At 58.1% G+C, this 24,908-nt stretch carries 18 protein-coding genes; 2 read left to right on the top strand and 16 right to left on the bottom strand.

The annotated features are described in order from the left end of the window. Positions 1-276: 276 nt before the first annotated feature. The 3 genes from WA157_RS09980 to WA157_RS09970 all read right to left on the bottom strand — a co-directional run bounded on the left by WA157_RS09980 (position 277) and on the right by WA157_RS09970 (position 4,201). A complete protein-coding gene (locus tag WA157_RS09980) occupies positions 277-1,092 on the bottom strand; it encodes a phospholipase D-like domain-containing protein (protein WP_422620801.1) in 816 nt (271 codons plus the stop codon). Positions 1,093-1,155: 63 nt separating this feature from the next. Then, positions 1,156-2,436: a CaiB/BaiF CoA transferase family protein gene (locus WA157_RS09975; RefSeq protein WP_422620800.1), complete on the bottom strand. Its 1,281-nt coding sequence runs from the start codon at positions 2,434-2,436 to the stop codon at positions 1,156-1,158. Between the two features lie 568 nt (positions 2,437-3,004). Next, on the bottom strand, positions 3,005-4,201 hold the full coding sequence (locus WA157_RS09970) for an acyl-CoA dehydrogenase (RefSeq protein ID WP_422620799.1): 1,197 nt from the start codon (positions 4,199-4,201) through the stop codon (positions 3,005-3,007). A gap of 249 nt (positions 4,202-4,450) precedes the next feature. Here WA157_RS09970 and WA157_RS09965 point away from each other — a divergent pair, with 249 nt between their 5' ends. Together WA157_RS09965 and hemG are read left to right on the top strand one after the other, a co-directional pair. After that, the gene (locus WA157_RS09965) at positions 4,451-5,383 is read left to right on the top strand and encodes a LysR substrate-binding domain-containing protein (protein ID WP_422620798.1); all 933 of its coding nucleotides are present in this window, start codon (positions 4,451-4,453) and stop codon (positions 5,381-5,383) included. Between the two features lie 203 nt (positions 5,384-5,586). Beyond that, positions 5,587-6,117: a menaquinone-dependent protoporphyrinogen IX dehydrogenase gene (gene hemG / locus WA157_RS09960; RefSeq protein WP_422620797.1), complete on the top strand. Its 531-nt coding sequence runs from the start codon at positions 5,587-5,589 to the stop codon at positions 6,115-6,117. Between the two features lie 154 nt (positions 6,118-6,271). On the opposite strand, the gene WA157_RS09955 is transcribed toward hemG, so the two are convergent. The 13 genes from WA157_RS09955 to WA157_RS09895 form a co-directional block, all read right to left on the bottom strand. Continuing rightward, positions 6,272-8,260: a cytochrome C gene (locus WA157_RS09955; RefSeq protein ID WP_422620796.1), complete on the bottom strand. Its 1,989-nt coding sequence runs from the start codon at positions 8,258-8,260 to the stop codon at positions 6,272-6,274. A 245-nt stretch (positions 8,261-8,505) separates the two neighbouring features. After that, a complete protein-coding gene (locus WA157_RS09950; protein ID WP_422620795.1) occupies positions 8,506-8,754 on the bottom strand; it encodes a hypothetical protein in 249 nt (82 codons plus the stop codon). A 52-nt stretch (positions 8,755-8,806) separates the two neighbouring features. Beyond that, positions 8,807-9,403 (bottom strand): NapC/NirT family cytochrome c, encoded by a 597-nt coding sequence (locus WA157_RS09945; protein WP_422620794.1) that lies wholly within the window; start codon positions 9,401-9,403, stop codon positions 8,807-8,809. A gap of 69 nt (positions 9,404-9,472) precedes the next feature. Continuing rightward, complete coding sequence (locus WA157_RS09940; protein WP_422620793.1) at positions 9,473-10,093, bottom strand: NapC/NirT family cytochrome c; 621 nt, start codon at positions 10,091-10,093, stop codon at positions 9,473-9,475. A gap of 135 nt (positions 10,094-10,228) precedes the next feature. Next, positions 10,229-10,558 (bottom strand): c-type cytochrome, encoded by a 330-nt coding sequence (locus WA157_RS09935; protein ID WP_422620792.1) that lies wholly within the window; start codon positions 10,556-10,558, stop codon positions 10,229-10,231. 256 nt (positions 10,559-10,814) lie between these two features. Next, entirely contained in the window at positions 10,815-11,228 is a 414-nt protein-coding gene (locus WA157_RS09930) for a ComEA family DNA-binding protein (protein ID WP_422620791.1), read from the bottom strand. 113 nt (positions 11,229-11,341) lie between these two features. After that, on the bottom strand, positions 11,342-14,011 hold the full coding sequence (locus WA157_RS09925; protein WP_422620790.1) for an OmcA/MtrC family decaheme c-type cytochrome: 2,670 nt from the start codon (positions 14,009-14,011) through the stop codon (positions 11,342-11,344). Between the two features lie 313 nt (positions 14,012-14,324). Then, complete coding sequence (locus WA157_RS09920; RefSeq protein WP_422620789.1) at positions 14,325-16,982, bottom strand: OmcA/MtrC family decaheme c-type cytochrome; 2,658 nt, start codon at positions 16,980-16,982, stop codon at positions 14,325-14,327. A gap of 489 nt (positions 16,983-17,471) precedes the next feature. Continuing rightward, positions 17,472-19,592 (bottom strand): MtrB/PioB family decaheme-associated outer membrane protein, encoded by a 2,121-nt coding sequence (locus WA157_RS09915; RefSeq protein ID WP_422620788.1) that lies wholly within the window; start codon positions 19,590-19,592, stop codon positions 17,472-17,474. 16 nt (positions 19,593-19,608) lie between these two features. Then, complete coding sequence (locus tag WA157_RS09910; RefSeq protein ID WP_422620787.1) at positions 19,609-20,538, bottom strand: DmsE family decaheme c-type cytochrome; 930 nt, start codon at positions 20,536-20,538, stop codon at positions 19,609-19,611. A gap of 103 nt (positions 20,539-20,641) precedes the next feature. Further along, the gene (locus WA157_RS09905) at positions 20,642-23,116 is read right to left on the bottom strand and encodes an OmcA/MtrC family decaheme c-type cytochrome (RefSeq protein WP_422620786.1); all 2,475 of its coding nucleotides are present in this window, start codon (positions 23,114-23,116) and stop codon (positions 20,642-20,644) included. Between the two features lie 267 nt (positions 23,117-23,383). Continuing rightward, complete coding sequence (locus WA157_RS09900) at positions 23,384-23,728, bottom strand: c-type cytochrome (RefSeq protein WP_422620785.1); 345 nt, start codon at positions 23,726-23,728, stop codon at positions 23,384-23,386. A gap of 243 nt (positions 23,729-23,971) precedes the next feature. Next, positions 23,972-24,817, bottom strand: a complete 846-nt coding sequence (locus WA157_RS09895) for an HDOD domain-containing protein (protein WP_422620784.1) — start codon at positions 24,815-24,817, stop codon at positions 23,972-23,974. Positions 24,818-24,908: the final 91 nt, after the last annotated feature.

The raw sequence follows: 24,908 nt of genomic DNA, 5'->3' as shown, positions 1-24,908 counted from the left end.
TGCGCGAGGCCTCGTTGACCAGGATGCGCAGGGCTTCGCCAGCGCCGTCCAGGCCGTTGGCAAGCAGGCAGGCATAGGCTTCGTGCAGCGGGTTGTTGACGTCGTCAAGTTGGGTTCTTTGGGCCATGATGAATACATTCTTTTTGTGTCACTCAAGCCTCGCCGATCAATCGCCGGGGGGGGCCTCCGGCGGCCTGGCAGGGGCCTGATTTAAAAATATCCAAAACCGAATTCAGAAACACCTTTCACGGAGTCCAGTTTCATTGGTTCGGGAAACTACAGAACGAATGTTGCACTACCGACGCCGTCGCACAAAAACGCACCGCCGTATTTGCCACCGATTTTGAGCAAGGCGCCGTAGCCGTCGCGCTGGTACTGATCGAGCACCGGGTACATGCGGGAGTGATTGCGCTCCCAGTCGCCAGCGGTTTCTTCGTAGTTGCGGAAATAAGCCTGCAGCGATTTGGCATAGACCTCAAAGGGCAGGTAATTGCGGGTTTGGCGCTCCATGACCTTGAGGACTTCATCGGACACGTCTTCAGCCTCATTCCAATGGGCCTCGTACCACTCCTGGAGCTCTTCCACTTCACGGCGAAGCTGTACGTTGAGCTCGACATTACCGGTCAAACCGGGAAAGGTGAAGTTGCTTGAACCCACCAAAGCCGATGAGCCAACCACGGCCAGTTTGCTGTGCGTAATGTAGGCCTTGGCGTGAAATTTTTTCTTGGTGTAAACGCGGCACTTGATCTTGCCGCTTTCGATGGCTTGAACGATAGCGGGTACGCCAGTCAAGAAGTCGTTTTTTTGTTTCTCGCGCTCAATGCTGTCGTCGAGCAAGTCTTTGACCCGGGATATGCCGTCCACCAAGGCACGCTGAGTGCGCTTGGTGACTTCGTCTCCCATGAGAATGCGAATTTGGTCCAGCTTTTGCCACTTACCGTCCAGCGCCAACAGAGCACCGATCTCGAAATAGCCGGTGGCAATGTCGAAGCGGGATGAAATGTCAGACCACTCGGTGAGGTAACTTAGAACTTTCCAATCATCATCGCTGTTATCAACGATAAATAGATCATTGCCCGTCTTCTTGTTCATAAATAGCTTTTCCCTTTGGCCGCATCGTACCAAGTCGGAGAAGCTATGTTTCCTGGCAACTGGCTACACCACCCCAGCCGCGCGCAAGGCAACCATCGCCGCCGCATCCAGCCCCAACTCGGCCAACACCTCCTCGGTGTGTTGCCCCAGGGACGGAGGCGCCCGGCGCAGCACGGGCGGCGTGGCCGTCAAGCGCAGCGGGCTTGCCACTGTGACGATGTTTGCTATATGTTTAGTAGCTTCTTGTGCAGTATTGACGGGGGCTACAGCCTGATTTACCACTAAACCGCGGGCCTGCACCTGGGCATCGGCAAAAGCCTGGCTGAGGTCGTTGATGGGGCCGCAAGGCACGGCTTTGTCTTCCAGCAGGGCAATCCACTGCGCGGTGGTGCGCGTTTGGGTGAGCGCCTGCAGCGCCGGGATCAAGGCGTCGCGGTGTTTGACGCGCAAGGTGTTGCTGGCAAAACGGGGGTCGCTTGACCACTCGGGGTGCTCGGCGGCCTGACAGAAGCGGGCAAACTGGCCGTCGTTGCCAACCGCCAGCAGCATGGCGCCATCCAGGGTGGGAAAGGTCTGGTACGGCGCCAGACTCGGATGGGTGTTGCCTTGGCGCTGCGGCACAGCGCCGGTGTTCAGGTAGCCTGCCGCCTGGTTGCCCAGCACAGCCATGCCGACATCGAGCAGGGCCATGTCGATGTGCTGGCCGCAGCCGGTGCGGTGGCGCACTTCGAGCGCCGCCAGAATGGCGCTGGTGGCATAGACGCCGGTGAAGATGTCGATCACCGCCACGCCGACGCGCATCGGGCCGCCGCCGGGCGTCGCATCGGCCTCGCCCGTGATGCTCATCAGGCCGCTCATGGCCTGGATCATCAGGTCGTAGCCGGCGCGCTCGGCGTACGGGCCGTCCTGGCCAAAGCCGGTGACCGAGCAGTAGATCAGGCCCGGGTTGATGGCGTGCAGGCTCTCGAAATCAAGGCCGTATTGCTTGAGGCCGCCGACCTTGAAGTTCTCCACCAGGATGTCGCTTTGCAGCGCCAGCTGGCGGATCAGCGCCTGCCCTTCCGGCTTGGCCATGTCGAGCGTGATGGCGCGTTTGTTGCGGTTGCAAGCAGTGAAATAAGTAGCCTCGGTCGTGTCGTTACCGTCTGCGTCCTTGAGGAAGGGCGGGCCCCAGTGGCGGGTGTCGTCGCCGGCGCCGGGGCGCTCGACCTTGATCACGTCAGCGCCCAGATCGGCCAGCATCTGGGTGCACCAGGGGCCGGCCAGGACGCGGGAGAGGTCCAGCACCTTGAGGTGGGACAGGGCGCCCGCTGGCGCGGTGGCTTGTGGGTGTGCTTGGTTCATGTCTGCTTTCAATTTCGTTTTCAATTCGTTTTTGACTTGTTTGAATGCGCTGCGGTTGACTGGTGAGGATTTGTTTTTTGCCATTTTTCCCCCACTCACTCTCCCCCGCCTCTCTCTCGCCCCGCCGGGCGAAAGAGAGGGGCCAACAGCCACATTTGGCCCTGTTTCTTAAGGCGGGAAACGAACGCTCCGTGGCACGTTGGCCTCAAAGTGGCGGTAACCTATGGACAAACCGATCCAGTCATTGGAACGCTCGCTGCCACGCCTAAACTGAAAGCCAGCGTAGCCTCTGTATCGGTGATCGGCCTGTTCATGCCATGGCCCCACTTTGAGGTCAGCGCGCCATCAAGAAACAAATTTCCCACCTAAAAAGACGAGGCCAAATGTGGCTGTTGGCTCCCCTTTCCGCCCCGGCGGGGGTGGAAAGGGGCGGGGGGGATAGGGGGGGAATACAAAAGCAACAAAACCCTATATCCGAACAGGCAGATCAACGGACAAAGCCAACACTCTGCCAATTGAATTCCGCCACGACAAGAGTCACCCACGCCGCCGCAAAACAACCAATCGCTCAGTTGGCAAACGCCGCAATCCCCGTCTGGGCCCGTCCCAGAATCAGCGCGTGAATGTCGTGCGTGCCTTCATAGGTGTTGACCACTTCCAGATTCACCAGATGACGCGCCACGCCAAACTCATCCGAAATACCATTGCCGCCCATCATGTCGCGCGCCAGGCGGGCAATGTCGAGCGCCTTGCCGCAGGAGTTGCGTTTCAGAATCGAGGTGATTTCAACCGACGCCGTGCCTTCGTCCTTCATGCGCCCCAGCCGCAGGCAGCCTTGCAGGCCGAGCGCAATTTCGGTTTGCATGTCGGCCAGCTTTTTCTGGATCAACTGGTTGGCAGCGAGCGGGCGGCCAAACTGTTTGCGCTCCATCACGTAGCGGTGTGCGCGCAGCCAGCAGTCTTCGGCCGCGCCCAGCGTGCCCCAGGCAATGCCGTAGCGGGCCGAGTCCAGGCAGGTGAATGGGCCTTTGAGGCCACGCACCTCGGGGAAGGCGTTTTCCTCCGGGCAAAACACGCCGTCCATCACGATCTCACCCGTGATGGATGCGCGCAAACCGACCTTGCCGTGGATGGTGGGGGCACTCAAACCGGCCATGCCTTTGTCCAGCACAAAGCCGCGAATCGGCCCGACCTTGCCGCTCTCGGAAACCTCCTTGGCCCAGACCACAAACACGTCAGCAATCGGGCTGTTGGAGATCCACATCTTGGCGCCACTGAGCTTGTAGCCGCCCGCCACCTTGTGCGCGCGGCTGGCCATGGAGCCGGGGTCGGAGCCGTGGTCGGGCTCGGTCAGGCCGAAGCAGCCGATCCATTCACCGGTGGCCAGCTTGGGCAGGTATTTCTGTTTTTGCGCCTCGGTGCCAAAGTCAAAAATCGGCAGCATCACGAGTGAACTTTGCACACTCATCATGGAGCGGTAGCCGGAGTCCACGCGCTCGACTTCACGCGCGATCAGGCCGTAGGCGACGTAGCTCAGGCCCGGGCCGCCGTAGGCCTCGGGAATCGTGGGGCCCAGCAGGCCGAGCGCGCCCATTTCCCGGAAGACGGCGACATCGGTCTGCTCCTTGCGAAAGGCCTCCAGCACGCGGGGCTGCAGCTTGTCCTGGCAGTAGGCGCCGGCGGCCTCGCGCACCATGCGCTCGTCGTCACTGAGTTGGCTGGTCAGTAAGAAAGGGTCTTGCCAGTTGAAGCTTGCGTGGGCCATGAGAGGTCTCCTGATGAAAATGAAAGGGCAGATGGCGCATGGTAGCGCCCAGCCGGCTTGAGGGCAAACGATGAATAATCACCAAAGCATGATGATTTGTAATATATTATCCATAGAGGCAGGCCAAAAAGTTATTCATACAATTGAATATATCAAGCTATAGCCCTCGTGTTAAAAGCATATGTAGCTATTATATAAATAGCACTAATTTTTAACGTTGATATCATAATTGTGTATATTTAGCACATCATGCGCAGAAAAATACCCTCGCTCCAGGCCCTGGCCTGCTTTGAAGCGGCCGCCCGCCAGCAAAGCTACACGCGCGCCGCGCAAGAGCTGGCACTGACACAAGGCGCGGTGTCGCGCCAGATCACGGCGCTGGAAGAATTCCTGGGCATTGCCCTGTTTCGCCGCACCCGCCACGGCGTGCTGCTGACCGAGCGCGGCGCCGACTACTTCGCCCAGGTGGCGCCGCGCCTGCAGGCGCTGGAGCAGGACACGCTGGACGCCATGTCGGCCCAAGGCCCGGGCGGCACCCTGCATCTGGCGGCGGTGCCGACCTTTGCCACGCGCTGGCTGATCCCGCGCCTGGCGGACCTGAAACTGCTGCAACCCGATCTGACCATCCACCTTGAAACCAGCACCCGCCCCTTCATGTTTGCCGACACGGTCTTTGATGCGGCGCTGTATGCCGGCACGCCGGAGCAGGTGAGCCAGTGGGCGGGCACACGCGCGCTCAAGCTGCTGGCCGAACAGGTGGTGCCGGTTTGCAGCCCGCATTTTCTGGCCGGGCAGAGCAGCTTGAGCCCCGCGGCCATTGCCGACTTGCCTTTGCTACAGCAAAGCACCCGCACCGAGGCCTGGCGGCGCTGGTTTGACGCCATGGGCGTGAGCGCGCCGAAGGCCTTGTCGGGGCCGCGCTTTGAGCTGTTTTCCATGACGGCTGCCGCCGCCGCGCACGGCTTGGGCCTGGCGCTGGTGCCCCGCTTGCTGATTGAACCCGAACTGGCGCGCGGTGAACTGGTGGTCGCCTGTGACCGGGTGCTGCCCAGCGAGCGCGCTTACTACCTGGTGACGCCGCAGGCGCCCGATGAGCGGCCGGTGATCGATGGTTTTGTACGCTGGCTGCAGAAAGCTGCCGCCCAGACTGCGGAAACACCTGATGTCGAGACCGCCAGCTAGCAGGCGCCGACATCACAAGACGCGCAGACTTTTCGCGGTCAGCGGGTTTCCGGCAGGACGCAGATATGCCGTTTAAAGCACTGACCTGGTCGGCCCGTTGGTGCACTTAGCGCGGATAATTCCAGGAGTCACTTTGGGCGCCGTCCATGGGTAAACCAAGCGATCCAACGGCTTTGCCAGAGCATTCAAACTGAGGAAAAAGGATGAGCAAAATTCTTGTCGCTTACTCGACCACCGACGGCCATACGCTGCGCATTTGCGAGCGCTTGCAGCAAGTCATGGCGCAACAGGGGCACGCCGCGACAGTGGTGCCGCTGGCCCAGGCCGACGCGCTGGACTTGCCCGGTTTTGACAAGATCGTCATCGGTGCCAGCATCCGCTACGGAAAACACCAGCCCTCGGTCAAGCAATTCATAGAGCGCCACCAAGCGCTGCTGGAGAGCAAGGGCAACGCGTTTTTCACGGTCAACATCGTGGCGCGCAAGCCGGAGAAAAACCAGCCTGACACCAATCCCTACCTGATCAAATTCCTGCGCACCCTCAGCTGGCAACCCAAATTGCTGGGTGTGTTTGCAGGCAAGCTGGACTACCCCCGCTATCGTTTTGTCGACCGCTTCATGATCCGCCTGATCATGTTCATGACGAACGGCCCCACCGACCCCAAGGCGGTGATTGAGTTCACCGACTGGCAACAGGTGGAGGCCTTTGCCCGGCGGATCTGTGACATGCCCTGAGGCTTCGCGCAGCTAGAAAAAAACGCCGGGCATCTTGATGATGCCCGGCGTTTTTTTATGACTCTCGGTGGCGGGGACCCCGTCCCTGAAACACCCGGAGCCACCACGGTGCTCCACAGTGCGCGGCCAAGGCCACGCACGGTGCGCGCCGGCTTCAATGGCTGGAGAAGAACCCGATACCGACCAGTGTCAACAAGGTCAAGCCAATCGTAATCAGGACAAAGCCCAGCAACTTGGAGGCCGCCAGCTTGGCCGGTGACGGCGCGTCCACCAGGTACTTCTCAAGTTCGCCACTGTCGAGCAGGCGCTTGTATTCCACGCCATGGTCGTGCTTGAACTCTTCGAGTGAGAAGGTACCGGTAAACATCACCACTTCCAGCGGGAACTTGTCAGGACGGAAGTGGTTGTTGAAGAAGTGCACTGTGAACAGGAACACCACCGCAAGGAAGGCTTCTTCACCGTGGAAGATCGCCGCCACGTTAAATACCCAGCCCGGCAGGAAGGCGCCGAAGAAGCCCGGCAACCACATGATCAGGCCGCTCACACCGATGATCGTGACGCCCCAGAACGGTGCCCAGTAATCGAACTTCTCCCAGTAGGTCCAGCGGTCAAACACCGGGCGCGGACCTTGACCAAAGAACCACTTGAACATGGCGAGCATGTCTTTGCCATCCTGCAGGTTCGGCACCATGGAGTTGGGGCCGAAGAACTTGAAGTTCTTCCAGTCGCGTGCAATGCGCACGGTGATGTAGATCAGGTGCCAGAAGAACACACCGGCAAAAATGACCGCCGCCACGCGGTGAATGATGCCTGCGGTGTGCGGACCACCGAGTGCCGACATCAGGACCGGCGCCCAGGACACATGCGAGTAAAACAAAGGCATGCCCGTCAGAGTCAAGGTCATCAAACTGAGTGCAAAGGTGATATGGGCAATGCGCCACGTCGCGCTAAAACGCCGAATGTGTTTGCCCTTCATGTGCGCGGGCACAGAGTCCGGCTTGATGTGCGGCTGGCCGGCGCGTGCCTTGCGCTCCTGGTATTCGCGGTAGAACCACAGCAAGGTATGCAGCCAGAAGAAGCCGAAGGTACCCACCAGCAGCTGCACCATGATCTGCCAGGCAACCCAAATTTGCGGGTAGCGGGCAAAATCATGGCCATTGCCGTGCGGCTGGTAGCTCGCAAAGCCGGCTGGCACATCGGGCAAACCCTTCTTGGCGTTGTGGCAGGTTCGGCAGGTCTTCATCCGGTTGGTCGGATAAACCGTGGACTCCGGATCATTGACCCGCCGTATCTCGTGGCTGCCGTGGCAGTTGTAGCACTTGGCCGTGTAGTCGTAGCCGAGCGTACTGATTTGACCGTGGAAGGTGTCCTTGTAGGAGTCGAGATTTTCCACATGACAGTTGCCACAATGGGATGAGACCGTCAGTTTGAAAGAGGTGCTGGCGGTGGCGCTGATGTCGTGGGCGGTGTGGCAATCAGAACAAACGGCGGCTTGAGCGAGCAGCTTCTTGCTGATCTCCTTGCCATGCACTGAACCCAGGTAGGACTCCAATTGGTCGGTATGGCAGCTTTCACCGCAGACCGACGGGATGTTCAAGCGCCATTGGTTGTATTGCGGAGAATTCTTGACCGGCACATTGAAGCTGTGTGTGTCGTGGCAGTTGTCGCACGCGGCATTCGGCTTGGTTTTGTCGTCCGCATTGGGGCGAGCGTGGAAAGACTTGCGGTACGCCTCGATGTTTTTGGCAACGACGCCGAGCCGCGGCCGTTCTCTCTCCTTGCCGCGTTTGACCGTCTGTTGCCACAACTCTTCATGGCAGCCGGCGCAGTCCACTTTTTTCAGTGCGAGCGCGGGGTCTTTGGCGTGCGCGTTGCCTTTGTCAGCGTTGTCGGCAATGTCGGTGTGACAAGCCACGCATTGCATGTTGGCATGTACACCCTCACTGAATTTGTCGGGCGCCACGCTGCGCAGCGCACGCGCTTTGCCTTCAACCCCCGGGACTTCAAGCTTGCCCTTCTTGCCATCGTGGCAAGTCAAACAGGTCGTGTTGTCCAGCAACGGCTGAGCGCTGGCTGGTATAGCCAGCAGCCCACTCGCAAGACAAACCAAGAATGCCCACAGGGCAGAACGCGCTAGTCGCATGTCAAAACCTTCCAAGATAAGTTAGGCGAGTGTATCTGCAACATGCCGGTTTCCTACACAGACTGACTAAGCCATGACTTGGATCAAAAACGGTATGCCAACCACCACAGATACGCGCCCTGTCGCTGGCGCTGGTGTTGATCCTAGCTAAAAAAAGAAAATGCGCGGCTGAAATATCCGAAGTTTGCTATCGGAGTCGCCACACGTTGCGCGAGGAAGTGGCGTGGCCAGGAGAGTCGATTTGCCTACAAATTAAACATCGGCGTCAGCACGCCGCGAACAACCGTCGCTGCGGTGTACACGAAAATGACAGCCGGAACAGCGGCAACAGAGGCCTTGACCATGAACCAGAAAATGGTCATGAAACGCATGTCCAAGTCGGTCACCGTAACAGACAAGGAGCGGTCAGAATCTTCCGGCAGGGCGCCACAATGGGGACAACTGGCCGCCGTATCGCTGATCTTGGCTTTACATTCATAGCAGTCTATTAACACGATATTTCCTTTCGTTATGGCCAGCGGTCTTCAGGCCGCGCCTTGCAGGCTATTACTTGGCAACGGGAGCCGCCTGGATTTCCTGGGGACCTGGACCATCCGGCTCTGTGTGGGCAATGCCAAAATGGCAATCGACACAGGTAATATTTTCGGTGCGTAGCCGCTCGTGGCGCGCCTTGGCTTTGGCCGATTGCTTGTCGGGGTCCATCTTGGCGGTTGTATGGCAATGGCGGCATTCACGTGAATCGTTTTCTTTCATGTAAACCCACACCTTCTTGGCCAGCTCATAGCGCTTGGCTTCGAATTTTTCTTTCGTGTCGATTGAATGCGTGACGAAATGGCCCCAGTAGTCTCTCCAGAGACTGAACTTGGCCAGGTAGTTGGGAATGTAGCCGTGTGGAACGTGGCAGTCGTTACAGGTGGCACGCATCCCGGTGCGGTTGGTGTCATGGATGGTGCCCTGGTGCTCCTGCGCCAACTGGCCCATTTCGTGGCAGGAGGTAGCGCAGAACTTCTCCGAGTTGGCATACACCATGAATGATCCGACGGAGCCAAAGAAAACCACACCGAGAAGCAAGCCCAAAACAAGCACGCCAATGGTTCCGGGACGTGAACCCCAACTGCGGATACCGTTAAAGAATTTTGACATCTGACCCTACTCCTCTAATACGCGCGTTGCTGATGCAAGCGCGTGGAAATCGTCGCTATATTGCGTGCTTTAGAAAATGGCGCTTCTGGGGATGAAGCTCTTGTCTACTTCAATTTCCTGTGGCCCCGGGCCCTCGGGCACGGTGTGAGCGATGCCGTAATGGCAGTCAATGCAGGTCATCTTTTCCCGCTTGGCCTTGGCGTGACGGGCTTGTGCCACTGGTGTCTGCTTGGTCGGATCCATCTTGGCTTCGTTATGGCAGAAACGGCATTCGCGCGAGTCATTGCCTTTCATGTAAGTCCAAACGCGCGTTGCCATCATCGGGCGCGCGGCGTTGAACTTCTCTTTGGTGTCCACGGCATGCGTGACGTGGTGACTCCACAAGTCATTGAGCGCACCCATTTTGGCAATGTACAAAGGAACCGGGGAGTGCGGCACGTGGCAGTCTGAGCAGATGGCGCGCACACCCGTGCGGTTTTTGTCGTGAATCGTGTCGCGATACTCAAGGGTATTGTTGTCAGCCATTTCGTGGCAATTGGTGGCACAAAAAGCCTCCGTGCCGGTATAGATCATGCTGGTACCAAAGAGGCTCAACCCGACGATGCCCATGGCAAATCCGACAAACAGCACCACAATGGCCCTTTTGCGCGAGACCATTCTTCGCACCTTTGCGATTACTCTTTTAGGCATGTAGCACTCCTCAAGGAAAACACGTATCAGCGTCGCTGATGACCCACGAACAACTGCAAGAGACAACGCTCAACCGGACTCAGGCCCGGCACCGGGGCATTCAAAACCCCGGGGAGCCCTCAGCTGGTCGGACTATTAAAGCGACAAAATCCACTGCACCAGATTCTTTTGCTCGGCAGCATCGCTGGTTTTGACTTTGGCATGCTCTTCTTTGACACCGTCGATCTCGACCATCGGACCCGTGGTGATGTGCGTGAGCAGCTTGGCTTCGGCATCGGCCTTGCCCTTGTACTTCTTGGCGACTTCCTTGTAGGCCGGGCCTTCCTTCTTTTTGTCGACGGAGTGGCATTTGGTGCAGTTGCTCTTCTTCAGCAGCGCCTGCGCCGCATCTGCATCGGGTGCGGCATAAGCAAACGAAGCGGTCATCAAACCGCCAGCCAGAAATAATGTTGTAAGAAGCTTCATTTTGGTAATCCTTCAAAGAAAAAATGACGTGGTGATTTGCCACTCGGATAATTCTACGGCTTGGAGTGGCACAGCGAACAAGAGCGCAAATTTAAGGTCGGATTCTATACGTCCCTTCGATATTTCAGGCCTCTTGCAGAACTAACTTCGTTGATCTTGACTCAAATCAAACTCGGTGGCAATCAGCCTCAACATGCCTATCATCTGCCCTTGCAGTTCTGAGTGGGACTGTCTGCAAATAGAGGCGGGGGCCTTGTTATTTCTTTTTCATGTAGAGCTCCGCGTTCTTGACCGCATCCTTGTTCGGCTGCTTGGCAATAACCTGCTGTTTCAGTCCTTCGTAAACTGCCGCGTCGATGATGTTGTGGCTCACCAGCCAGGCCTTGCTGCCGTAGGGCCGGCCAGCGATGATCTTGGCGGCTTGCGCGTCGCTGATGCCAGGGAGCTTTTTCAGTTCTGCGGCGCTGGCGCTGTTGATGTCAACCAGTTTGATTTTGGGCGCGGCCTTGGGTTTGGCATCCGCGCCGTTCTTGACGTTTTTAGGGGTCGCCTGGGCTTTGCTGGCGGCTGGCTGCGGCGCGACAGCCTTGGTGTCTGCGGCAGTGCATACGCTGGCGGACAACAGCAGAGCGAGGGAGATGAGGCTGGTTTTGGCGATGCTGAATTTCATGAAGATCGTTCCTTGATTTGTCTTGGCGCTTGCTAGTGTATTGGAGAAAGCTTAAAAAAACCCCGGAGGCGTTGCTGCCTCCGGGGTTCGTGGTGATTACAGCGTAATGCTGCTTAGTTCATGTGAACTGCCTTGATGTCGGCGACCTTGCCGCTGCCATGGCAGACCATGCAGGTTTCGACCTTGGCGAAGCCCTGTGAGCGGTCGGTGGTCTTGCTAACAGAAACGGCCGAAACCAAACCGTAAATGGTGCCTCCGTTAAGTTGCATGTGCGCAACAGCAGGCTTGCCGTCGTGGCAACCGAAGCAGGCAGACGAAACCGGAGACGACACCAGATTGCCAACCGGTGCAGTACCCGTAGTGGAATAGTTCACCTGTCCTGCGCCCAATGTGGTAATCCAAGGAGAGAGACCGACAGAAGGAAGCAATGTGGGATTACTCATGTCTCCGGCAGCCTCGGTCGTCCACACCAGATTGGGCAGGGCGGCAGCGCTAACCGATGCACTGAAGTCATAGCTACCTGCCACGTGGCATTGTTCGCAGTTGTTCAAAATGCCTGGATAGGTAACTTCAGCAAAGCCCGTCGGGTTTGCAGCTGTTGCTTCATAGGTGTAGTCGTTGGCACGCATCTTTGATGAATGGATCGAATGCACCAGGTTTTTGGCGCTGACCGACCACCCTCCGCCAAAACTGTACGTCGCACCAACGTGGCCCGTGGTCCTGGCTGGATCGTGGCACAGTGCGCAGCCTTGACCGTTGTTGCGGGCGCCGCTGTGGAAGGACGGAGCGACACCCAACTGGCCGTGGCAGCTATTGCACTTGTCACCATCGACCACGGTGCGACGAGCTGTATAACCGGCTGCAGTCATCATGGCGAACTTTGGCTCGCGCAGCCGGATGCCCTTCGGATAAGCCGGTAGGTTCAGCTGCACGAAGCCGTCGTAGCCGACACCCAGTGCCGCCGTAACCATCGTGGCATTATCGGGAATGATCTTAGCCAGGGTTGCGGTGTAATAGCCATCAGCGTCAGGCCCGGTCTGTGTGCCGCCCGTGCCATCCCGAAGACTCTTGACGGGGGTGCCGCCACCGAGGTCCAAAGCCAGCCAGTCAGCGGGCGCAGCAATGCCGTCCCGGGGAGTCGAATACACCGCCATGATATTGGGCGAACCATCAACGCCATCCATCAGAAGGCCCGTGGCGTTGAACTTCACCGGCGTGCCATCCTTGGTGATGCGATACATGACGGTGATCTTCTTGGCGCCTGCGGCACCCGAGACGGTCGCCTGCTTGATTTCCATGCCGATCTTGTAGACACCGGCCGGCAGATTCAGTTGCGAAGCCAGTGGAATCGACGGACCTTGTCCGGCTGGGAAACCTGCGGTTGGTGTATTGGGCGCAGTGTTCAGTGGGTAACCACCGCGGCCATTGGCACCGGTCGGGTCAACCGTCACGTGGTAGGTCGGGATGGTGGTTGCATCGTGGCACAAGACACATTGCGCGTCATTGGCCTTGGCGCCGCCGATGTGGCCCGTCGGTGCACCGGCCACCGTAGTGCCGCCACCGGTGGCGAAGTTGATGCCGTCGTGGCAGGAACCGCAAGCCAGCATACTTGGCACGTTCTTCCAGTTGTCGCCTTGTGTCGTCTTGTTGACTGCAGTGGCAGAACCATCATGGCACTTGACGCAGTTGGTGACCGGTTGCGGGTAGGTAACCTCGTTGTACTTGACACCAAACTGGTTGTAGCCCTGGTAGTAGAGGTCTTTGCCCATATGGATGTGATGAACCATGTTGGGGAAGTTGGGCAACGCCCGGCCCATAGCTTTTAGTGTAGCGCCGGCGCCATAGGGGTCGGCGGCTACCAGGACGTTGCCGGTCGCCGGCACCGATTCGCCGCTGCCGTACTTCACCTGCTCGGTGTGGCAGACCACACATAACTTCGGATCATGCACGCCTGGGAGGAGGTTTGTGTGCATGGTCAGCGTGCTGTGGCATTCGTTGCATTTGTTGATGGTGACAATGTCGCGCTGCGGGTCAGTCGCCGTAACGGCCTTGCCGGTCGCGGGGACGAAGTCATAAACAATGTTGGCCGAAGACTTGACCAGCGTCGTGGTACCAGGCATCTGCCAGCCGGCGGCAACAATCAGCCGGTGCGGTAAGGTCGGATCGTAGGTCAGATCGTCCAAGTCCGCCTTGACGTGTTTGGCGTCAAAACCCGTATACGCGTCCACGTAGCCCTTGACCTTGGTGATATCCAGGGAGAACGTGTAGGAATAAGTGCCGTCAAGGTTGTCCTTCAGGGTTCCGTTATGGTCGTATTCGGGGAACATGGGCACAGCGTTTGTACCAGAGGCGAATGGGAAGTAGCTCACCCAGCGACTCGGGCTGTTATTGCTACCCGGCACCAACTTGGCAATGCTGAACATAAAATTAGTATAGGCGCCCTTCGCGTCCTTATCGCCCAGCCCAACCACAGGGGTACCGGCAGAGTCGGTGATCTTGAACTCAACGACCGGCGCGCTGTTGATGGTGACTTTAGTGACTTGACCCTGAAGGGACAGCGCGCTCCACTGCTCGGACGTCAACGCCGACGCCTTGACGGTGGCAACCGCATCTGCACCAGCAGAGCCGGTCGCCCCGACAGGTCCGGTCGCGCCGGCAGCGCCAGCAGCGCCATCATCGCCACCACCGCAACCGGCGAGTGCAGCCGCGAGCAAGCCCGCCGCAGCGAACTTGAGCCAACGCGGCCCCGCTCTTTTCTTACTTGAAAGTTCAGAATATTTCACTGAGAACTCCTTAACGTTGATACAAACTTCATTCCGTGTTTACACATCTTTACGTGCGTACGCGTTTATACTACTTTAAAAAGAGTTTGGCGCAGTGAACAAAGTGACTTATTTGCGCTAGGTCAAGCTCAACATAATTGGCGTAGTCCATTTTTGTGTTCTTTCTAGATGGATTTGCAGCGGGCGGTCCTGGCAACCCGGCCATGCAAAAAAATAACCCGGATACGTCGCCGTATCCGGGTTATTTTTTTGGGCCCTACTATCGGGGCACTTTACTCAGCACCCCGACTAGGCCAGTTCCAAAATGCGTGGATCATTTGTGAACGACCGCGGCATCAAAGTCCTTGCCAGCACTGTGACACACGGCACACGATTCACCGGCCGTGTTTGCTTCAGTGCGTAGCACCAGAATCTGACCACCATTCAGGGTCATGTGGGCCTTGGCAGTCGACGTGTCATGGCAGCTGACGCAGGCGGCAGTGAACGGGGTCGTCACCTTGTCGTACACATTCGGCTGCTTGAGAGCGTTCACCGCGTCGGTGGTGGTCGTGTTCACCGCAGCAATGTTTGCCTCAAATGAGCTCACCAGCGTGTTGGCCGGAACCGTGCTGTAAGTACCCGCTTTGTGGCAGGACTCGCAGTTGTTCAGAATGCCCGGGAAGCTGATTTCCTTGCCGTCGATCAGTGTGATCGCGCCGCTTTGTGTACCAGCAGTCAAGTTTACCGAGGCCCCGCGATTGCGTGCAATGGCGATCGGATTGGTACGGTCCTTGCCAGCATGGATGCCATGGATCATGTCCTTGAAGTTATTGGAGACCTGCGGGAATCCCAAAGCGCCGTTCACCGCGGTCTTGACAACGCCCCAAGCCGTCAGGATGGCATCTTCTGCCGTCGTGAACTTCCAGTTGGCAAGCGTGGTGTTTGGAATACCCCGGCCGCTGGTGACCAGGCCAGGGTTGTGGCAAACGAGACAGACCACAATGCCTTCAGAACCAAGACCGATGTTGCGGTTGCCGCCGTGTCCTTCAAACACCTCGTGGCAGTTGCCGCACTTGTTCGGCTCCACCACAGACCGGCGTGCTGCGTCGCTACCCACCATCTTCACGACCGACAGGGTGTGCCGAGCGGCTGCAGGTGCGACCTGGGTGAAGTAGCCTTGCAATGCCACCGTGCGAAGTACCGCGCTTGCCGGGAAGACATTGGCAGTGCCGACGATAGTCGCGGTGTAGTACCCGCTGGTGTCAGGACCGGCCAGGGTGCCTGAACTGGTAGCCTTGGCGGTGTCCAGCAAGTTGGCGATCGATACGCTGACTGGCTGGGCGTTAGCTACACCATTGTCCAGGTTGTTGTAGTCGACAGGGACCGCTACGCCACCCTGAGTCTTCGCGTACGCCAGCAGGAAGCTTGGTGCACCGGCGAAGCCGACCAGCGGATTCACCATCGGGGTAGCTGGAGCCACGAAGGTGACTGGCGTTCCGTCGGCGGTAATCTTGAACACAACCGTGACGCTGGTCGCAGTAGCGGCGGCGGACTTAATTTCGTATTTGAAATTCTTCAGTCCGGCCTGAACAGTCGCGTTATGTGGCGTGGCAAATTGTGCAGCGTGGTAGACCGGAATGGTTACTGCATCATGACACAAGACACACTGCGCGTTATTGACCTTGGCACCACCGATATGACCCGTCGTGGCACCGGCAATGGTCGTCCCAGCACCGGTGGCAAAGTCAATGCCGTCATGGCAAGAGCCGCAAGCCAGGATGGTGGGTACGTTCTTCCAGTTGTCGCCCTGAGCCGTCTTGGCGGTGGAGGCGGCGGAACCGTCATGGCACTTGGTGCAGTTTGCAATATCTTGCGGAAAAACGATGTCATTGAACTTGATGTTGGCGTAGTTGTAGCCGGTCTTCTTCAAGACGCTGCCGCCATGGAGCTTGTGGATAAACGGCGGGAAGTCACCGACTGCCTTGTTACCAACCTTGTAGGTATTGCCAGAATAGCCAGTAGCGGTGGTGGTCGCTTCTGCGTTGCCGTATTTGCGCTGGTCGGTATGGCAGGTCACGCAAATTTGGGTGTTATTGCGTGAACCCCCGTGGAAGCCCAGGGCGTTCAGCTTGTCGTGACATTCATTGCACTTGGCTGTGGCAACGATCTCGCGTTGTGCGTCCGTGGCAACCACTGCCTTGCCGGTCGCCGGGATGAAGTCATAGGCGGCATTGACCGGGTTTTTCAGCGGTGCGGCCGTGACGCCAGAATTGCTGCCATCAGCCGTATTGGTGCCGGTGCCGCGGGCGTTGCCGGAAATCTGCAACACCACGCGGTGTGTCAGGTTCGGGTCGTACGTGAGATCGCCCAGATCGGCGGCGACGTTGTTACCGGTCAGTGTCAGCCCGGCGACCACGTCCTTCACCTTGGTGATATCGCGGTAGAAGGTGTATTTGTAGCTACCGTCACCGTTGTCTACCAGCGTGCCGGTGTTGTCTGTGGTCGGCTTGGCGGCAGTCACAGCGGCGGTGGTGGTTTCCACGGAGGTTACGTTGTAGCTGACCCATTTGCTGGGGTCCCCGTTGGTGCCGGGCACCAGCTTGGCTATAGTGAACGCCACGTTGGGGTAACTGGCAAATTTGGCTGTAGCGGTTTTGGTGATATTGGCAAGGCCAACGACCGGGTTACCAGCGGCATCAGTCACTTTGAAGCTGACAACTGGCGGGCTGGCAATGGCAACGCCAGTGATGGTGCCAGTAAAATTGGCATCCGCCCACTGTGCGGGCGTAAGCGCGGAAACTTGTACCGTAGAAACGGCAGGTGCGCCTGTAGGGCCGGTGGGCCCGGCAGGGCCGGCAGGGCCGGCTGGACCGGCAGCGCCATCATCACCACCACCGCAACCGGCGAGTGCAACCGCGAGCAAGCCCGCCGCAGCGAACTTGAGCCATTGAGGCCCTGCTCTGTTTTTGCTTGAAAGTTCAGAATATTTCACTGAGAACTCCTTAACGTTAATACAAACTTCATTCTTGGTTTACACATCTTTACGTGTACGGGCGTTTGTACCACTTTGGATGGAGTTTGCGGGGAAAAGAAAAGTGCGCTGTTTGCGCTATGTCAAATTGAAAATATATCAGTGAACCCTTATTGACATCGTCTCCAAATGGATTGGGAACGGTCAATTTTGGCAATCTAGCCAGAAAAAAGATAACCCGGATACGACGCCGTATCCGGGTTATTTCTTTGGGTCAGGCTGGCGGGGCAATGTGCTCAGTGCCCCGCCAGTCTCAGGAGGAGTCGCGGGGAGATGTTTGCCATAGGTCAAGCGCTATGCTGTTACCACTGTGCGCATTCGGCGTGCCAGTCTCATGCAGTAATGCTCGTTGACCACTAGGGCGGCCCATCCGCTCGAATGGACTGCGGCGTGAGAATGTGGAGCAGCGACGCCGAACGTACCGGAGCAAGTACTACCCGCTCAAGCGGGCTACTTCAACATGTAGATATAGGTGACGCCGATAAAACTGACGGTTTGATTCGGATTTTGTGTCACCGTTGTGCCGTCTGAATATGCGAACTGCGTGCCGTTGTTGTCCCAGGCCCAATCATTCACGCTCACGCGCTGGTGCACCAGATCAACACGCACTGAAGAGCCTTTCTCTAGCTCGTACTTGCCGAACAATTTCAGCGCGGTCTGGCGATAAACCACATCTGGCAAACCCCCGCTGCTCACGAGCGTTTGCTTGTAGACACTTTTGTCATCTACATAAGAAAGGTTGCCACCGACCAGGAGCTTGCTGGCAAGTTTGCCAGTGAAGCCAAAGCCGACACCCGTGTTCGTGTTGTCAAAAGCAATCACGTAACCAGCAGGATGCGACTGATTCAAGGTCTGCAAGCCGTGGGACACATAGCCGTTCAAGCCCCATTTGTCAGACAAGGCATAGCCCCAATCAACGCTGAATTGATTCATGCGGGTGTCGTGCAGACCGTAAGTGCTGGGCGTACTGAACTTGTCTTTGCCTTCTTCAGCACTGAACTGAAGGCTCAACTTCTCGCTGGGCTGCCAGTCGGCAAACAGCTTGATCTTGTCGCGCTGGCGATCGGCCAGTGTCGGCATGAAAATGGCGCTGGACAGGCTGGTGGCGGGGTCGGCAACCTCGGTGACGCCTGTCGCACTGCTGCTGCCCTGCAACCAGTTTGAGCCGTCGCGTTTGCTGCTGGAAATGCTGACTGCACCGCTCAGGTCATTTGTCAACCGGCGGCGCAACTCTGCACGCACGCCAGTCTCCGTCGTCTCCTGGCGTAGCGGGATGAAGCCCGACACCGCACTGGTCGCGGTGAAGGCGCCGCGGTCAATGGATTCGTAGTCTGCACCCAGGGTGCCGCGATAGTCACTGGTGAATTGCCAGCTGGCCTGCAACCTGCCTTTGATTTTCTTGTTGGAAAGATCGCGGTTTGTGACGGACACGGCAGTTGCGCCCGCACCCGCAATGTTGTAGTTGGCAAGCGGCGTCTGGTCATCCTTGTCTTCATAGCGCAGATCGGCCAGCAACGAGAGTTTGGGTATCGGACGCGAGGTAATGCCAAGTTTGGCCATCGTCGTATTCACCTGAGCACCCAGATTCGCGACGCCTGCAGGGCCAACCAGACCGGCACCGGCAAAGTCAGCATTCTGTGTGGCTTGGGCGTAGCCCAGCTTAAACGAGCCGTGTGTGGTGCCGGTGAAGTCGTAGTTACCACTCAGGTCGAGTTGATGCGCCTGGTTGTCTGGCGCCAAAGCCAGTGAATTCAGCTCCGACGTGGTGGTGCTGGCGAAGCCATCCAAATTCGGTTGAAGCGAGGCGTTGTCATTGCGGTAGAACGAGCCGTAATAGCCGACGCTGAAACGCAGCTTCTCCAGGGCATAACTCAAGCGGGCTTCAACCTGACTGTGGTTGGCGTTGATGGGCTCGGGCAGCATCAGCACGCCAGAACCAAGCGCTGTGTTGCACGACCCGGTGATCAGGGGGGAGCAGATCTGACCGAGACCGAACAACCGCTCGCCTTCCTTTTTTTCGGTCTTCAGGTCGACTGCAAACTGAAGCCTTGGCGAGATGATCTTGGTGAACCCGAGCCCCAGGCTGGTTCGCTTGGTCTTTAAGTCAAGTTCGGCCCCCGTGCCTTGAGGCACAACGGCCACCTGCGGTGTCGTCGAACCAGCTCCAATCAGGCCAGTATGGACCGTATTTGGGTCGTAGTGAATCAACTCACCATAGTCGGCGGTGAACTTCCAGCTACCCGGATTCTTCCAGACCAAACCCAGCTCACGCGTGTCGCCCAGCAGGTTCGAACCGGTGAATTGGACCCAGCTGGAGGTCTCTGGTTTGCGCAGGCTGTAGTCAATGTCCAGCATGCCAACGGCGCTTTCATCGCGCAAACCGTTGTACTGTCTAAACAGCGCCCGGTCAGCGTTGGAGCCGCCGACCGCGCCGAGGCCAACACTTATCGTAGTTTGTGCGGCGTTGGCAGCGTCATCCTCGGCCTGAGCCTGCACGGGGGCGAAAGCGGCACACACTGCCAAGGCAAGCGCGGTGCGCTGAAAGCTAAATGATGTAACGATACTGGTCATGATTGCTCTCCGTACATCAGCGCATCAAGAGCTGTGGGGTCGGGTTGGTGGTCGACGGATTGTTGGAACCGTGAACCTGCGTGTGGCAGTTCTGGCAACTACGGCCTTGCCAGATGGTGACAGAGTTCTGGGCACGGGTATCACCGGTGGACTGACCAAAAATCGGGCCATCGCCGGTTTGGGCGTGCGGCGTGTGGCACTGCTGGCACAGCAAGGGCGGACGGGCCTTGAGCATGGCCGCAACGGTTGTACCGTGAGCGTTGTGGCAGTTGGAGCAGTCTTCGGTGACGGGTTCATGCGAATGTACGAATGGGCCGCGTTTTTCAGCGTGGCAGGTGTAGCAGGTGTCGTTGATGCTGTCGCGCTTGACCAGCTTGGGACCGGCCGACCCATGCGGGTTATGACAATCCGAGCAGCTCATCTTGCCCTCTGGCACCGGGTGGTGCGAAGGCCGATTCATCTGTGTGCGTTGCTCCTTGTGGCAGGTGTAGCAAACATCGGTCTGAGTGGCCTTGGACAGCACCTTGTCGCTGTTGGAATGGATCTTGTGGCAGGAATTGCAGGCAACGTCAGCGGCATCGTGCTGGCTACCGCCCCACAGCGCGCGCTTGGCGTCCTTGTTGTGGCAGGTCAGGCAGGCCGCGCTGCGCTCGCTCGCAGGCGTGGCCGACTTCTTGGTGAACATCCGGTCGGGATGGGGACGCTCGCGCACACCGGCTGGCCTGCGGTTGTGAGCATGGTCGTCACTGGCGCCATGGCACGAGATGCAATCCGGCGCACGCTTGTCAGCGGTGAAGCCGTGCGCGGACCTGCTCATGTCTGGCAAGTCTTCTTCGTCGTGACAGGTCACGCACAGCGCCGCCCCGACGGGCTCGGCGCTCCAGGCTGAACCGAGCAACCCGAACAAACTGAGGCCAACGACGGCCATTAAACGCTTAATTCGCATCCCAAACCCCTTCAAAAACTTGCTCTGACCCACGGCACTGCGCCGAAGGTCCAAAAGATCCAAATAAGAGAAGAGGCTTGTGACTGGCCTCTCCTGCTCATGGCTACTTCTGACCGTGGACGGTGTCCACGCCCTTGACGCCGCCGCTTGCGTGGCAATCGGTGCAGGACTCGCGCGGCAAGGCAACGTCGGCTTGCGTCTTGTCGCCGAATGTTGCACCACCGAATTTGGTTACGTGCGCGATGGCCGCGCTTGAGTCGTGGCATGACGTGCAAGTGGCGGCCTTGGGCGAGATGACCTTCCAGAGGTTCGGGTCGGTCACGCCGGCGTCCTTCTGAACAACAGCACCCAGCGTGCCCATGTCAGTCTTGTAGGAGTTGTTCACGTGGCAGGCATTGCAGTTGATGCCAACGCCTGGCCACGCGACCTCTGCTGCATAGTTTTCGGTACCGGTCGTCATCGGTGTCACGCCGTCAGAGAGCAGCAAGCCATCCTTACCGAACGCCCCGACCACCTTGTTGCCATGCGTGAACGGATAGACGCGCTTGGAGTTGCCGTGGATGCCGTGGATCATGCGCTTGAACTGGTAGGACTCATTGAGCGCCATGCCATTCGTCATGATGGTTGAGGACATCCGGTTCGCGTCATGGCAGACCACACAAGCTTCGACCGTGTTGCGGGCACCGCCGTGGAAGGCATTGGCGAGCGTATTTGAGCCGGAAGTGGCTCCCAGCGCACCATGGCAGACACTGCACTTCTCATTGGAAACGATGGCGCGGCGCGGCAGCAAGGTACCGGTGAGGGCAAGCTCTTTGTAGGTGTGCTGCACCAGGGTGTTCACCAACACCGGGGCCCCATCCACGACCACCTCGGGCCGAGGATCCCCTGTCGAAATCGCGGACAACTTGTGCTCCTTGATCTGACCAATACTGACGACGCGGGCCGTGCCTTTCGCAACCGAAGTGGCGGTGTCATCAGGGACGGGAATGCTCACCTCGAAATGATTGTTGCCATCATTGGTGCCCTTGTACGCGTAGGCATTGGCGCTGCTACCGCCATTGTTGTAGGCTGAGAACTCGGTCGTCCCCCCTGGCTGGCCGACCATATTCTGGAAGGCGAGATAGAAGCGCAGGTTGCCGAACTTGGTCGTGTTGGCACAAGCGATGGCGGGGGCAGTACCGGTGCATTCCGACGTCACCAGGTTGTACGCGGCATTTCCGTTCGTGGGATCAGAGAGGAAGTACTTGACGGTCACACTACGGGCGGTGTGGTCAGCCGTGTCGTTGAAGGCGACGCTCTCAATGTTCATTTTGTACTTGGCGGCATTCACCTCGACCTGGTTAAAGTGCACCCGTTCCGCCGAGACGACGCCTGACTCGTGACAGCGGACGCACTGCTGGTTTGGCAGGTCCTTGGCTTGCGCGCCGGCCCCGACAAATATACCGGCAATGAGCTTATGGCTGACTTCCCAGGCCGAGCCCGAGTTGTTGGCGTGACAGGTCAGGCAAGCCTCCTTGCTGGGCTTCGTCTTCCAGTTGTCGCCCTGCGGCGTCTTGGGGTTGGCACCGGAATGGCACACCGTGCAGTTGCGCAGGTCTTGCGGGAAGCCGACCTCGGCGTAGCTGTGCTTGCTGTTGCCATAGCCCCAAATCGTATAGTCCTCACCGCCGACTGCGCTCTTGAGCAGCTTGCCAGCGTGGATTTTGTGGACCATGGTGGCCAGATTCAGGTTGTTGCCACTGTTGGCATCGGTGGTGCCAGGGTTGTGGCACATCACGCAGAACTGCGTATCGACGCGGCCGCCGCCGTGCAAGGCCAGTTTCTCGTGGCAGCCATTGCAGGAGGTCACGTCGGTCATCTTGCGGGTCTTGGCCGGGTCAGTCACCGGGACAGACTTGCCATCGGCACCGATGGTGAAGTCAAAGTAAGGATTAACCTTCACATCAGCGCCCGCTGCGTTCTTGTAGCTCAGTTGGATGGCGACGCGATGCGTCAACGCGGGCTCGAAGACCACCCCATTGGTTTGGGCAACGCCCTTGATGTCGGTCTTGAAGGTGTAGGTGTAATAGCCGTCGGCGTTGTAAACCAACTGGGCCGCCAGCAAAGCGGCGTCTGTTTGCTTGCCGTCGGTTGTGGCCTGCATGGCACTGGCGAGCACCGGCACACCGGGAGTCCCCGGCCCGACGCCAGCTGCCGCCGTTTCCTTGCGATAAATGTAGTTCACCCACTGGTCCGGGTTGCCATTGGCACCGGGCACCAGCTTGGCAATGGCAAAGCTCACATTGGTGATGACCAGACCGGTTTTGACCGCGCCGTCAGAAAACACCGTGAAGTTAACCTTGGGCGGGCTGTTGACAGTGACGACCGGTACACCGGCTGCCTGCACCGCAGTGAAGGGCGCAGCCGAATTGATCGCCGTGTCGTTTGCCGCTAATGCGCTCGCCGTTGCGATGGCGCTATTGACCGCGACTGAAGACGGCGGCTGCACATTGCCCCCATCACCGCCACCACCACCGCAGCCGGCCATGGCAACCACCACCGAGCAAGCCATACCCCATCGTACTAATAATTGTTTCATTTTTTCTCCGTCGGTTGCCCTATAAACGGTATCGCGCTACCCGTTGAACGCTGCTTGAACGGCACTGCCGCTTCTCTGCGATTCAATCTCGCTAAACATTGTTGTATTTTTGTAAAGTGGGGCAGATGTTACTGCGAAAGAATCCAATCAGACAGATTCTTCAGTTCTTTCTGATCTTTGGTTTACATGAGCTCGTAGCAGGGTTCGGCCCCGCCCAAACGACAAAACGCCAATCGCCGTAAGCGATTGGCGTTTTGTCAAGAAGATTTACTGCGAGAGAATCCAGTCGGCCACATTCTTGAGCGCGGCCGGGTCCTTGGTGTCAATGATCTTGTGCTCTTCTTCAGAGCCATCGTCAAGCTTGACCTTGGGTCCCGTCGTCATGTTCTTGATGACTTTTTCCTGGCCGTCCGCTTTGCCTTTGTACTTGGCTGAAATCTTTTGCAGGGACGGACCTTTTTTGGTCTTGTCGACCGAGTGGCACTTGGTGCAACTGTTCTTTTTAAACAGGGCTTGCGCAGCATCAGCATCAACAGCGGCATGAGCCGGGGCCACACTGGCAAATGCCAACATAAGCGACGCACTGACTATGGTGAGAGTGGATTTAAACATTCAAAAGCTCCTAAAAGAATAAGACGAAACTCAACGTGTGAATTTGAGCATTCGGCCGCCAATCATGTCAAGAGACAGAATTGAAATTTGACCGCCGATCCGCCGGAACATGACTTGCATCAAATCAAACCGGATCAGACCAGCGCATGTGTAAGCAGGGGTAAGGCCTGGGCGGCCCAAGAAGCTGCGAAAAGGCGTCAACGGCGAGCCTCTGATACCCGAAACCATGCGTGGACACACCTATTACTCTGACTGATCAATCTTGTGCACAAACGCCAGCGCAATGCGGGGCGACACGTTGAGCAGGCTGGCGATGTCGTCAATGTCGTCGGGCAGGGCCGCATTGTCCCAGCCGAGCATGGTGTGCCGGGCCAGCCGCACGGCCAGCAGGACGTTGCGCACGCTCGGTTGGTCAGGGTGCTTGCCATCACTGATGTGCACCAACAGTTCGGGCAGGCGCCAGTCTTGCATCAGCGCTTGCCGCAAATCGTCCAGCTCTATGTTGAGCACGCTGCGCTGGATGCTGGCAGAACGCAGCGTGGGGTCGACGCGCTGCGCTTCGCTCATCTTGAGCGCCAGGGCGGGCGCATGACACCAGAGCAGCATTTCGGCAAAGTCATGCAAAAACGCTGCCAGCTGGATGGCCCCGGCATCCAGGTCAGCGCGATGCACGGCAAAACCCAATGCAAAGAGCCTGGCGCGTTCGGCGCGTTTCAGCAGATCAAGCAAACCTTCCAGCGCCAGCGGCTGATCTTGCAGCCGGTCTTCAACCGTGGGCTGCGCGCCAAAGTGCTGAAAAAATGGCGAAATGCCCATCATGACCAACGCGCTGGTGATGGTTTCGGTGCCGGTGGCTGCGTCTGGCCGACGCTTGGAGCCCACATGCGCCAGCAGCTTGAGTGTCATGAGCGGGTCATTCTGTATGACCGAGCTCAACATGCTCGCATCCACATCATCCTCATGGACGCGTAACGCTTCCAGTGCCTCGGCGGTCTCGGCCAGTACCGGTATCTCGGCACTACGGAAGTAGCTCAGCCAAGCGGCAAGCCCAGACAGCGGATCCGTCAGGTGCACATGAGGCGCCGGCATAAGGGCAGGTTGGAGTAAGTTGGCCACAGCGATCCTTGTGTTGCTTGCTGGGCAAGTATCTTAGGGCCTGCGCGACAGGTCAAGGCCCGCC

This window comes from Rhodoferax ferrireducens (assembly GCF_049302455.1).
GTDB classification, from domain to species: domain Bacteria; phylum Pseudomonadota; class Gammaproteobacteria; order Burkholderiales; family Burkholderiaceae_C; genus Rhodoferax; species Rhodoferax ferrireducens_B.
The sequence above is the reverse complement of the archived record's forward strand: the minus strand, read 5'-3'. Positions and strand labels throughout refer to the sequence as shown.

Bases quoted from the DNA above. Each gene is read 5' to 3' on its own strand.
- WA157_RS09945 (WP_422620794.1), bottom strand. From the start codon at position 9,403: ATGTCAAAATTCTTTAACGGTATCCGCAGTTGGGGTTCACGTCCCGGA.
- WA157_RS09955 (WP_422620796.1), bottom strand. From the start codon at position 8,260: ATGCGACTAGCGCGTTCTGCCCTGTGGGCATTCTTGGTTTGTCTTGCG.
- WA157_RS09965 (WP_422620798.1), top strand. From the start codon at position 4,451: ATGCGCAGAAAAATACCCTCGCTCCAGGCCCTGGCCTGCTTTGAAGCG.
- WA157_RS09935 (WP_422620792.1), bottom strand. From the start codon at position 10,558: ATGAAGCTTCTTACAACATTATTTCTGGCTGGCGGTTTGATGACCGCT.
- WA157_RS09940 (WP_422620793.1), bottom strand. From the start codon at position 10,093: ATGCCTAAAAGAGTAATCGCAAAGGTGCGAAGAATGGTCTCGCGCAAA.
- WA157_RS09910 (WP_422620787.1), bottom strand. From the start codon at position 20,538: ATGCGAATTAAGCGTTTAATGGCCGTCGTTGGCCTCAGTTTGTTCGGG.
- WA157_RS09895 (WP_422620784.1), bottom strand. From the start codon at position 24,817: ATGCCGGCGCCTCATGTGCACCTGACGGATCCGCTGTCTGGGCTTGCC.
- WA157_RS09915 (WP_422620788.1), bottom strand. From the start codon at position 19,592: ATGACCAGTATCGTTACATCATTTAGCTTTCAGCGCACCGCGCTTGCC.
- WA157_RS09900 (WP_422620785.1), bottom strand. From the start codon at position 23,728: ATGTTTAAATCCACTCTCACCATAGTCAGTGCGTCGCTTATGTTGGCA.
- WA157_RS09930 (WP_422620791.1), bottom strand. From the start codon at position 11,228: ATGAAATTCAGCATCGCCAAAACCAGCCTCATCTCCCTCGCTCTGCTG.
- WA157_RS09980 (WP_422620801.1), bottom strand. From the start codon at position 1,092: ATGAACAAGAAGACGGGCAATGATCTATTTATCGTTGATAACAGCGAT.
- WA157_RS09970 (WP_422620799.1), bottom strand. From the start codon at position 4,201: ATGGCCCACGCAAGCTTCAACTGGCAAGACCCTTTCTTACTGACCAGC.
- hemG (WP_422620797.1), top strand. From the start codon at position 5,587: ATGAGCAAAATTCTTGTCGCTTACTCGACCACCGACGGCCATACGCTG.
- WA157_RS09905 (WP_422620786.1), bottom strand. From the start codon at position 23,116: ATGAAACAATTATTAGTACGATGGGGTATGGCTTGCTCGGTGGTGGTT.
- WA157_RS09975 (WP_422620800.1), bottom strand. From the start codon at position 2,436: ATGAACCAAGCACACCCACAAGCCACCGCGCCAGCGGGCGCCCTGTCC.